The 12000-nt window shown below is 37.4% G+C and carries 10 protein-coding genes; 7 read left to right on the forward strand and 3 right to left on the reverse strand.

From position 1 onward, the window contains the following. The first annotated feature begins 114 nt into the window (after positions 1-114). Entirely contained in the window at positions 115-558 is a 444-nt protein-coding gene (locus SAY88_RS08685; protein ID WP_332631033.1) for a MarR family winged helix-turn-helix transcriptional regulator, read from the forward strand. A gap of 409 nt (positions 559-967) precedes the next feature. Beyond that, the gene (locus SAY88_RS08690; RefSeq protein ID WP_332631035.1) at positions 968-1969 is read left to right on the forward strand and encodes a siderophore ABC transporter substrate-binding protein; all 1002 of its coding nucleotides are present in this window, start codon (positions 968-970) and stop codon (positions 1967-1969) included. A gap of 114 nt (positions 1970-2083) precedes the next feature. On the opposite strand, the gene SAY88_RS08695 is transcribed toward SAY88_RS08690, so the two are convergent. Further along, entirely contained in the window at positions 2084-3274 is a 1191-nt protein-coding gene (locus tag SAY88_RS08695; protein ID WP_332631037.1) for a DUF418 domain-containing protein, read from the reverse strand. Between the two features lie 157 nt (positions 3275-3431). Here SAY88_RS08695 and nfsA point away from each other — a divergent pair, with 157 nt between their 5' ends. The 5 genes from nfsA (at position 3432) to SAY88_RS08720 (ending at position 8030) form a co-directional block, all read left to right on the forward strand. Then, positions 3432-4175, forward strand: a complete 744-nt coding sequence (gene nfsA / locus SAY88_RS08700; protein ID WP_332631039.1) for an oxygen-insensitive NADPH nitroreductase — start codon at positions 3432-3434, stop codon at positions 4173-4175. Positions 4176-4275: 100 nt separating this feature from the next. Continuing rightward, a complete protein-coding gene (locus SAY88_RS08705; protein ID WP_332631041.1) occupies positions 4276-5460 on the forward strand; it encodes a pyridoxal phosphate-dependent aminotransferase in 1185 nt (394 codons plus the stop codon). A gap of 79 nt (positions 5461-5539) precedes the next feature. Further along, the gene (locus tag SAY88_RS08710; protein WP_332631043.1) at positions 5540-6436 is read left to right on the forward strand and encodes a manganese catalase family protein; all 897 of its coding nucleotides are present in this window, start codon (positions 5540-5542) and stop codon (positions 6434-6436) included. Between the two features lie 201 nt (positions 6437-6637). After that, entirely contained in the window at positions 6638-7243 is a 606-nt protein-coding gene (locus SAY88_RS08715) for a fumarylacetoacetate hydrolase family protein (RefSeq protein WP_332631045.1), read from the forward strand. A gap of 37 nt (positions 7244-7280) precedes the next feature. Next, complete coding sequence (locus SAY88_RS08720) at positions 7281-8030, forward strand: glycerophosphodiester phosphodiesterase (RefSeq protein ID WP_332631047.1); 750 nt, start codon at positions 7281-7283, stop codon at positions 8028-8030. Positions 8031-8092: 62 nt separating this feature from the next. Here the strand turns inward: SAY88_RS08720 and SAY88_RS08725 are convergent, their stop codons facing one another. Both SAY88_RS08725 and glgA read right to left on the reverse strand, forming a co-directional pair. Continuing rightward, positions 8093-10537, reverse strand: coding sequence for a glycogen/starch/alpha-glucan phosphorylase (locus SAY88_RS08725; RefSeq protein ID WP_332631049.1), 2445 nt, complete (start codon positions 10535-10537; stop codon positions 8093-8095). Continuing rightward, a complete protein-coding gene (gene glgA / locus SAY88_RS08730) occupies positions 10473-11969 on the reverse strand; it encodes a glycogen synthase GlgA (protein ID WP_332631052.1) in 1497 nt (498 codons plus the stop codon). The genes SAY88_RS08725 and glgA overlap by 65 nt, the downstream gene beginning before the upstream one ends. Positions 11970-12000 lie beyond the last annotated feature (31 nt).

Here is a 12000-nt window from a genome sequence, read left to right on the forward strand (position 1 = left end):
GCCTTCTTCTCTATGGGTTTGGATCAGGTAAGAAAACGCTTACTTAATTGAGCTTGCTTAATTTAAACGATTCCTGTACGATTTTCATATGACATGATAATTAGGGGTAAAAGTATGGGGAAAAGCAAATACATTTTAGCAGAGTCAATAGGTTATAAAATAACGAACACAGCACGTCTTATTACGAATCGTCTAAATAAAAACTTCAAGCAAAATAACTTACCTGTAACACATGAACAATGGGCGATAATGATCAGGTTGTGGGAGGAAGATGGGTTAACTCAAAACAACTTATCAGAAATGACGAAGAAGGATTCACCGAGTATCTCAAGGCTGATTAACAATATGGAAAAAAGAGATCTAGTCACAAGGATCCCACATCCAGTCGATAAACGTACGAACTTAATTTTTTTAACAGCAACAGGAAAGAAAATGCAAATGAGTATGATTGAACAAGCTCAAAATACAGTTGACCAAATATCAAATGGAATTGAAAAAGAGGAGATGGAAATCTTCTTAAAAGTTTTAAGGAAAATTGACCAAAACTTATCTGATTAAAAAAACACTTCTTTTCTCTAAATGAGAATAGAAGTGTTTTTTTGATACGCCAATCATACGAATACAAATATAATAAAGTTGTTTAGACAACATTGTAGTTTACTATTTATTTAATATAGTAATAAATACGCGGAGCCGCCGTAAGGTTTTAAGCCTTTTAAGTGGTTTTCTTAAAAGGCGCACGGCGAGAGAAGCCAGCGCAACCATGACCACACAGGTTTAAAAGAGTAGTATTTCTTTTTTTTTTGATGACAATGATAATCATTATTGGTGTTAGCGGATTCTTTTTATAACATTCGTTAGTTATAGATTTTTGGCAGTAAGTACTCGTCTAAACTCTTGCAAAACAGAAACTGTCAATGTCTTTAATTATAAATAAATAAGCAAAGAAAAATAGGAGTGAGTAGAAATGAAAAAGTCATTGATGTTTTTACTAATGACATTGGTTTTAGCGTTAATTATTGCAGCTTGCACTTCAAGTACTGAGACAGAAGGAGAAGCAGTCGAACCAGCAGAAGAGGAAATCGAAGCTACAGAAGAAGAAGCAACTGAAGAAATAGCAGAAGCTGAAGAAGTAGGAGAAATTACAATTACACACCAACTTGGTGAAACAGCAGTCCCTAAAAACCCTCAAAGTGTTGTTGTTTTTGACTTAGGAGTACTTGATGCGTTAGATAAATTAGGAGTCGAGGCTGTAACTGCAGTACCAACAGATAATGTGCCAGAATACCTTGCAAAATACCAAGGATCTGAATATGAAACTGCAGGAACTTTATTTGAGCCAGACTTTGAAAAGATTTATGATCTTCAACCAGATTTAATTATTATTTCAGGTAGAGCACAAGAAGCTTATGATGAGTTAAGTGAAATTGCACCTACTCTTTTCGTTTCACTAGACACATCTAACTATTTAGAATCACTAACTGGAAACATTGAATTATTTGGCGAAATCTTCGGAGTAGAGGAAGCAGCAGCGCAAGAATTAGCTGCAATCAATGAATCTTTAGATGCGTTAAATGCAAAAGCAGCGGAAACGGGAGCTGAAGGTTTAGTTATTCTAGCAAATGATGGGTCAATTAGTGCGTATGGACCTGGTTCTCGATTTGGAATGCTTCATACTGATTTTGGAATTACTCCTGTAGATGAAAATATTGAAGTTTCTCAACATGGACAAAACATCTCTTTTGAGTATATTGCAGAAAAGGATCCAGAATATTTATTCGTTGTTGACCGTGGTGCTATTGTTGGTGGGGAATCATCTGCTCAACAAACAGTGGAAAATGACTTAGTAAAAGGAACGCAAGCATATCAAAATGGCAACATTATTTACTTAGATACAGTTTATTGGTATATCACTACTGGTGGGTTAACTGCAGTAGATGGAATGATTACTGAAGTCACGCAGCGTTAACTGAATAAAATGTGGTTAAGGCAGCAACAGTGGAGAACATTGTTGCTGCCTTTTTGGGTTAAACCCTAGTAATAACGAAGAAGAGTAACCTACGAACACAAGAATCTGTCTCCTTTATTCTCTTCTACGTTGAAGTTTTGGAATATAAAGATAGGTTCCCCATCTCCAAAACCACTCAAATGGGCCAATGTAAAAGTTGCGAAGCCACCACTTACTTGCTATTAGTTGCACCGCAAAGAATAAAAGGACTAGCACCGTTCCTGTAAAAACACCAATATTAGAAAATAAACCAAGACCATAACCGTAAAACAAAGTTGTAAAAACAATAGATTGTACTAGATAATTGGTTAATGAAAGTCTTCCAACATATGTAAGAGGTTTTAGGAATGTTCGGCCACGTTCATTTGCAGCAAGTAGTGCAATGCTTGAAGCATAGAACATAGCGACAAGAGGCCCTCCAACAGTTGTATGCAGCATTTCATAGGCATAGTTATCTATGAATAAATAGGCGATCTTACATGGGAATCCAATAAGTAGCGTAATCCACCAGATCCGTAAGAAAAGACGCCGGTGAGATGCAACGTCTAACAGCCACTTCTTCCTTGCAACAAAGGCTCCAAGTAAAAACATTCCTAGAACACTAACCATCGCTGTCGCATTGATAATGATATCGCCTATCAGACCTAAACCAAGTGGATCGGAATGTAAGCGAAAGTTTACTACTTCTGAGTAACTTCCTGACATTAATATTTCTTTTTCTTCTATTGAATATTGTAGGAACTGATCATCTAAACTTGTTGTTGGGTCTTCCTCAGGAGTAGCAATTGTTAAGGCCATAAGAAATAATAGGAGGAAGGACCAGATCAGTAGACCTCTTTCCTTTAGTTTTAAGAAGAAAAAAAGAATAAAGGCAGTAAGTGCGTAAACAAAGAGGATATCACCATCCCATATGAACAATCCATGCAAATAACCGACGATTAGCAATATGGCTGTACGCCTAAAATAAATGACTCCAAATCGTAAGTTTCTCTGTTCAAGTCGCTCTTTTAAAAAGGCCATACCATACCCAAATAAAAACGAGAAAAGAGTATAAAAGCTAGCTTGTGCAAAGACAATGATAAATCCTTCTGTTATTCGATCAATAAAGCCAAAGGGATAAAGTTGGTGAATATCAGAAATCACGAACAATCCATATTGAAAGAGTAAACTGTTGGCTATGAGAATACCTAAGAGAGCCAAGCCTCTCATCATATCTAAAGCAACAATTCTCTCACCTTCTTGTAAGGGACGAGAATGACTATTCATGAATAGCTCCTTTCACTTTGTGTTTTCCTTTAATTGTAAATTATCATTAATCAAAAGAACAAGACGAATGTATGATCTTTAAGTAAGATTTCTTTTAAGAACATATCACATTGATATAAAATAATAGTAGAAAGTATTCAAAAAGGAGTGAATCACATTGGAAAACAATGCTGTTGTTACATTAATTCAAAGCCATCGATCCATCCGTAAGTTTACAGATGCTCAATTAAAAAAAGAACAAATTGAACAAATCATTGAATCAGGACGCTGGGCTCCGACTTCTCATCATGTTCAAGCATATAGCATTATCGTTGTCCAAGATGAGGAAAAGAAAAGAAAATTAGCGACTTTGTGTGGTAACCAATCTTATGTTGAGACATGCCCTGTATTTTTTGTCATATGTGCTGACTTCTATCGATTAAAACAAGCAAGTGATATTCATCAGCAAGTCTTTGAAGCAGGTGAACAAGAACAGGTCCTTGTTGGAGCGGTTGATGCTGCTTTAGTTGCTCAAAATATGCTTTTAGCAGCAAGGTCCTTTGATCTTGGAGGCGTCATGATTGGCGGGATAAGAAATGATCAGCAAGCTGTTGCTGAATTGCTTAACTTGCCATCTCATACATTCCCTGTAATGGGCCTGTGTGTCGGCTACCCGGCTCAGAACCCTGAGCAGAAGCCACGTTTGCCCCAAAAGGCCGTCGTTCACGTTGAGGAGTATAACAAGAAAGATTTTGTTGAACAGATTAAAAAGTATGACGAGGTTATGAAGAAGTATTATTATGAAAGAACAAATGGGAAACGTTCAGATACTTGGTCAGAACAAATGGCGAAAATTTTCTCAGCACCAAAGCGACCGCAAGTCGGTAAATTTTTAAAAAAGCAGGGGTTTTCTAAAGGTTAACACTGTTTGATTATCTATTGAAATAATAATGAAAGATTATAAGTATAGGGTCATTTTTGGACAGGAAGGCTCTTTCTTAAATATAGAGAGGTGAAAACTCTTGAAAGAATTTCCACAATCAGAAGCTTTGCAACGATTGCCTGAACAGTTTTTTGCAAAGCTTGTCAATAAGGTAATGAAAGTGAAAGAACAACATGATGATGTCATAAATTTAGGACAGGGGAATCCGGATCAGCCAACGTTTAAGCCGATCGTTGACCAATTAAAAAAAGCAGCAGATAATCCTAATTATCATAAGTACCCACCATTTGCTGGATACCCATTTTTAAAAGAGGCAGTTGCAGACTATTATAAGAGGGAATATAACGTTGATGTTGATCCTAGAACTGAGGTTGCGGTACTTGCTGGAACAAAAACAGGTCTAGTCGAGATCAGTCAATGCTTACTAAATGCTGGAGATACTGTTTTAGTACCTGATCCCGGATACCCTGATTATTGGTCAGGAATTGCACTAGCAGGAGCTAATATGCATGAAATGCCTCTAAAACAAGAGAACGACTTTCATCCTGATTTTTCTGAATTAAGCGATAACACTTTACATAATGCAAAGCTTATGTTCTTAAATTATCCTAATAACCCAACAGGTGCGGTTGCCACCCATGCGTTATTTGAAGAGGCGATCAACTTAGGAGATAAGCATGATATATGCATTGTTCATGATTTTGCCTATGGTGCAATAGGCTTTGATGGAAAGAAACCAATCAGCTTTCTTCAAATACCAGGAGCGAAGAATGTTGGTGTGGAAATGCTTACCTTATCAAAAACGTACAATATGGCTGGCTGGCGCGTTGGATTTGTTGTAGGGAATCCAAGCGTTATTAAAGCAATAGAACTAATTCAGGATCATTATTACTGCAGTTTATTTGGAGGAATTCAAGAAGCAGCCGCTTTTGCCTTGAAGTCGGATCAATCAAATGTCACACAACTAGTAAATATGTACGAAAGTCGGAGAAAGGCACTTGTTGATGGCGCTCAAAAGATTGGATGGAATGTTGAAGCACCTAAAGGTTCTTTCTTTGCATGGTTTCCTGTTCCCGAAGGTTATAAATCTGAAACATTTGCTGACCTTGTGCTAGAAAAAGCTAGGGTTGTGGTTGCGCCAGGAGTTGGCTTTGGTAAGTATGGCGAGGGCTATGTGCGAATCGGGTTATTAAGTGAAGAGAAGATACTTCAGGAAGCGATGGAACGAATTGGAAAACTTCAGTTGTTTTCGTCGTCTTTGTAAAATAATTATGGTATAGGACATCCATCTTTTTTCATATGAACATAGTGAATCTCATTTTGTTCAATTGGAGGGACGGTTTGTGATAAAACGTTTAGATAAGCTTTTAATTGACTTGCCTAAGCCGGAGCATCCGGATGCCAATGCTGCCGCCGCAGTACAAGAATTACTTGGTGGTAAATTCGGGGAAATGTCGACATTAAATAACTATATGTATCAATCTTTTAATTTTCGCAGCAAGAGGAAACTTAAGCCATTTTATGATCTAGTTGCAAGTATAACTGCTGAAGAATTTGGTCATGTCGAATTGGTCGCTAACACCATTAACAATATGATTGAAGGCACAACCTTTACAGCAGACCCTGATATGCAACCAATGCAAAACGCAAAGGATAAGCGTAATACGTACCACTTTATTGATACGGCTCAAACGTCACGTCCAATGGATTCAATGGGGGCTCCTTGGAGAGGAGACCACGTTTTTAACAGTGGAAATCTGATTTTGGATTTATTGCATAATTTTTTCTTGGAGTGCGGCGCGAGAACACATAAGATGCGAGTATATGAAATGACGGAGAATCCAGTTGCGCGTGAAATGATTGGCTATCTCCTCGTACGCGGTGGTGTCCATATAGTGGCATATGCAAAAGCGCTAGAAATAGCAACAGGTGTTGACATGACGAAAATGGTACCAATCCCGAATTTATCGAACAAAGCTTTTGACTATACTAGAAAATATGAAGACCAAGGAATTCACCGTAAGTTGTATACGTTTAGTGATACGGACTACCAAGATATCGACAAGATTTGGAAAGGAACTCATCCTGAGGATGGAAAACCGGTAGAAGTCATTCGAGGCGCTCCACAAGGTGCACCTATCCCAGATTATCCAGAAATACCAGAGGAATTTGCTCCAGGAATTTCACACGAGGACTTCTTGGAAATTGCCAAGCGACTTCAACGTTCAGCTGGAATTTAGTATGAATGATAAGTGTTCCAATAGGTTAGTAACTTATTGGAACACTTCTTTGCTTAATTTGTTAAAAGAATAGGATTGATTAGATAATCGGTAACGCTATCATTCTTTATATTGTTTCAGTACAATGAAATTAATATGATGAGAGCCCCTATTTTGAGTCTGGAGAGGCGATTCATTGTCGTAAATGAAAGGATGATATCGATGAATATTTATTGCATTGGTCGTAATTATGCAAATCACGCTAAAGAACTAGGGAATGCGATTCCCGATCAACCGCTTTTATTCTCAAAACCTAGTCATTCGTTAACAGTTGCCCAAGGTCAGTCCATTGTACTCCCAAAAGGGCTAGGAGAAATACATCACGAGTTAGAAATTGTTCTAAAAATAAATAAGACAGTTCAAAAGGGAAACAAAGTCACTGATGTAGTAAATGAAATGGCGCTCGGGCTAGATTTAACGTTAAGGGATGTTCAATCTGTGTTGAAAAAAAAGGGACAGCCTTGGCTTCGAGCTAAAGGGTTTAAAAATTCGGCTATTATTACTGATTTCTGGGAATTTAGTCAAGAGGGGTGTGCGAACACAGATTTTGCTTTCGAATTGAATGGGCAATTGGTTCAAAAAGGGAATATTCGAGATATGTTGTTTGACTTTCAAGAGATTATCGATGAATGTACAGAATGGTTTGGATTAGCTGAAGGTGATCTTATTTTTACAGGGACACCTGAAGGAGTGGGACTATTACAATCTAATGATTTTGGAAGAATGTTTTGGGGGAAAGAAGAAAAAGGTACCTTTTCTATAGAATAGTGTTCTTTATATTTGTAAAGTAAAAGGGGGAATCAAGATGAATCAGACAAAAGTTTTCGCGCATCGCGGTTTCTCAAGTCAGTATCCTGAGAATACAATGGCGGCTTTTGAAGCTGCTGTAAAAGCAAATGCCGATGGAATTGAACTTGATGTCCAGCTAACATTAGATGAAGTACCTGTCGTTATTCATGATGAAACATTAGATAGAACAACATCAGGGTCTGGACTCGTTCAAAGCCACACGGTAGAAGAAATAAAGAAATTAAGCTCAGGCGCTTGGTTTAGCCAAACATATAAAAACGAACAAGTTCCAACACTTGAAGAAGTCTTAGTGTGGTTAAAGGACCAATCTATCGTATTAAATATTGAGCTTAAAGGCCAAATCAGTGATAGACATAAGGCAGCGTCTATTATCTTTCCGTTAATAGAAAAACACGGATTAGAAGAGCAAGTAATTATATCATCTTTTGATCACAAAGTGATTGCGTTATGTAAAGAGCAGGCGCCTATGCTTGAAACAGCCATTATAGTTTTCGCAGCACTTTTTGAACCTGTACCGTATTTAAGGAATGTTGATACGCTAGGGTATCATTTTTATTATAAAAGTTTGTTAAATGAAGAAATTGAAGATCTTATAAAAAGGGGGATTCGTCTAAGGCCGTATACAGTAAATGAAGACCATCAAATAAAAAGGTTTATTCAGCTTGGTTGTGAAGCAATTATTACAGATCACCCTAAAAAGGCCGTAGACATAAGAAGATGTAACTTTAATCAATTAACCAAATAGTTTGTAAGTAGGGAGTGTCTAAAAAGGTCTGTTTTTGACCTTTTGAGGCACTCCCTTACCTATTATAAAATTGGATGTGTTGGGACCGTGGTTGGATGAATATTCCAAATATCTTCAGCGTATTGTCTAATTGTTCGATCACTTGAAAAAGCACCAGAGTGCGCAATATTTACGATACTTTTTTGTAACCAATCTCTTTGATTTTGGTACGTATGATCAACGCGATTCTGAGTAGAGAGGTAACTATCAAAGTCTCGCAGGACAAAATACTCGTCATTATTATAAAGAAGCGAGTAGAAGATATCCTTGAAATCAACATCATCTCCTGAAAAATGTTGATTAACAAGAAGGTCCATTACATTTCGTAATCTTCTATCATTGTTATAATAATCTCTAGCACGATAGTCTCCACGCATTTGATAATTAAATACTTCTTCTGACGTTATACCGAAAGTGAAAATGTTGTCACTTCCTACATACTCACCAATCTCTACATTGGCCCCGTCTTGTGTTCCAATTGTTAATGCACCGTTCATCATGAGTTTCATATTCCCAGTGCCGGACGCTTCTTTACTAGCTGTAGAAATTTGCTCACTGACATCTGCCGCCGGGATGATTTGTTCTGCTAATGTCACTTGATAATTTTCTAAAAACAGAACTTTTAGATGTTTGCTAACAGTTGGATGATGATTAATCTTTTCTGCAACGGCATTAATGAGCTTAATTACTTGTTTAGCAAATGTGTAACCAGGTGCTGCTTTTGCTCCGAAAATGAAGATTCGTGGAGTCATTTTGATATCAGGGTTCTCTAAACAAGTATTATAAAGATGAATGATATGAAATAGATTTAACAACTGACGTTTGTATCCGTGTAGACGTTTAATATGAACATCAACAATAGCATGATCATCAATTGTAAGATTGTAATGTTGTTTAATATACGTGGCTAACTTCTTTTTGTTCTCATGTTTTACGCGAGCAATTGCATCTTGAAAAGCTGGATCCGTTGCATAAGGGAGAAGAGAAACAAGCTGTTCTGGTTTCCTTATCCAATCAGTGCCAATCGCTTCTGAAATGACATTAGCAAGACCTGGGTTGGCATTTAGAAGCCATCGCCTATGAGTGATTCCATTTGTCTTATTATTAAACCGGTCAGGATAAACAATATGAAACGGCTTCATTACACGATCCTTTAATATGCTCGTATGTAACTTTGCTACACCATTAATACTAAAGCTTCCTACCATCGCTAGATGAGCCATATGAATCTGTCCATATGCTAAGATGGCCATTTCTGGTATCTTTTCACGTAATTCAGGGTAGTCAAACCAAAGCATTTTACAGAAACGTTCATTTATTTCATAGATGATTTGGTACAGCCTTGGAAACAACGTTTCAATCATATCTTCTGGCCATTTCTCTAAAGCTTCACTTAAAGTGGTGTGGTTCGTGTAAGCAACTGTTTCCTGAGTGATCGCCCAAGCCTCATCCCAACCAAGTCTCTCATCATCAAGCAAAAGACGCATTAATTCTGGGACCACAAGGCTTGGATGTGTATCGTTTATCTGGATAACGACATGTTTTGAAAGCTCCTTTAGTGGTTTATTACGTTTTTTGTACCTTTGAAGGATACTTTGTAAACCTGCAGATACAAGGAAATATTGTTGTTTCAGGCGCAATATTTTCCCTTCATAATAGGAATCATCGGGATAAAGGAATTCTGAAATCTTCTCGATTGAACGTTTATAGTCAAGGTAGTGATAGTAGTCATGGCCGCGGCTTGAATGAAAGTGGAAGTGATTCGTAGTTGACTCAGCGCTCCATAACCGAAGTGTATTTACTGTATTATTGTCGTAACCTACTATAGGTACATCATATGGTATCGCGAGAACACGCTCATAGTCGTGATGTTGAAAATGAAGTTCACCATTAATCGTTGAAGTCTCAACCGTACCACCGAAGCGAACTTCAATTGCTTTATCAGTTCGCTTTGTTTCCCACATGTACTCATCTTCTAACCAGTAGTCTGGTAGCTCTACTTGATAACCATTAACAACCTTTTGTTGAAATAAGCCATATTTATACCGAATGCCCATTCCATATCCAGGTAGTTGAAGGGAGGCAAGGGAATCTAAAAAGCAAGCTGCCAGACGCCCTAGTCCTCCATTTCCAAGTCCTGCATCATGTTCTTCCCTAAATACTTCCTCTGGGTTGAACCCTAGGGATGTCAAAGTTTCTTTGTAAACATCTAATAGGCCCATGTTAAGTAAATTGGTCTCAATCATTCTTCCAAGGAGAAATTCCATTGAAAAATAATAAACTTGTTTGCTTTCGTTCTCATCATATGTTTGCTGCGTCATTTGCCAATTAGGGTGTATGGAATCTTTCATTATAAGACAAATGGATTGAAACACATCTTTTGTCGTAGCTTCCTCGAGGCTTTTACCGAATGATGAGGTGAGCTTCTCTTTCAGTAACTGACTTAGATTGTCGACGTTCATTGTCATGTTTTTCCTCCTCATTCACCTGCATCGTTAGCATATTATACACTTCCAAATAGCTTGATGCAGAATGTTCCCAATTTAATTTGGATTTGTAGACGTTCTTTAGGAGTCGGTTCCAATGTGTAGGTTGATAGTACAAATGGATGGCATAACGGATGGTGTTTAAAAAGTCATAGGCATTATAATTCGTGAAAGAAAAGCCATTTCCTTCTCCATTAAATTCATTATACGGTTTTATTGTATCTTTTAACCCTCCTGTTTCTCGAACAATCGGGATACTTTCATATCGAAGGGCTATTAATTGCCCTAAACCACAAGGTTCAAATCTTGATGGCATAAGAAAGAAATCAGAGGCTGCGTAAAGTCTGTGAGCGAGCCCTTCATGAAAGACATTTATGAATCGACAAGAATTAGGAAATCTGTTTGAAATAGAATGAAAGGCTTCTTCAAAACGGGCTTCTCCCGTTCCCATAATGACCACTTGAACGGTTTCGGTACTCAACAACTCCTCAAGAATGTGGGTGAGAAGTGGAAGACCTTTTTCTTCTACTAAACGACTAATTAAAACAAACATAGGTATATCGTTTGAGATGATTAGATCTAACTCTTGTTGCATTATTCTTTTATTCTCTTTTTTTTCCGCGTAATTCTTAGAGTAAGGTACTGAAACATTAAGATCAGATTGTGGATTGTATATCTCTTCATCTATCCCATTAACAATTCCTGTAATACTCGATATTCTTTCAGCTAAATACTTCTCTAAGCCTTCGCCGTAATAAGGGTCTAATATCTCTTTTGCGTAAGATGGACTAACAGTTGTAACCCAATCTGCATGAACTAGCGCACCTTTCATAAAGTTAATCGTTCCATTAAGTTCAAGCCCACCCATATGAACAAGGTCTAAATGCAATAATTCCTCAAAGATTGAAAGGGGGAAAACACCTTGATATTTTAAATTATGAATAGTAAAGACAGTTTTAATCGGATGTTGATAGACTCCGGCCTTGATATAGAGAGGGATTAATCCGGTTTGCCAATCATGGCAATGGATAATGTCTGGAACTAGATTTAATTTGTTAAGAGTTTCAAAAAAGGCATGAGTAAAAAAGGTGAACCGTTCGGCATCATCTGGCTCGCCATATAAATGAGCTCTGTTGAAATAGTATTCGTTATCAATAAAATAATACGTTACGCCTTCTTGTTTATAAGAAAACAACCCACAATATTGTTTTCTCCACTTTACCCAAACATCAAATGAGGATTCAAACTGTAGTTGGCTCTGTATTTCTGATGGCATGGATCGGTATTTCGGTAAGATAATCGTCAAATTATGCTTTTTATTCGCAAGTGCCTTTGGAAGAGAAGCGATGACATCTGCTAAACCTCCTGTCTTAAAGAAAGGTGCGCATTCGGATGCCGCCATTACAATATTCATCAGTTTAACTCCTTTCAAACTATTATTTTAG

Source organism: Halalkalibacter flavus (assembly GCF_036663575.1).
GTDB classification, from domain to species: domain Bacteria; phylum Bacillota; class Bacilli; order Bacillales; family Bacillaceae_D; genus Halalkalibacter; species Halalkalibacter flavus.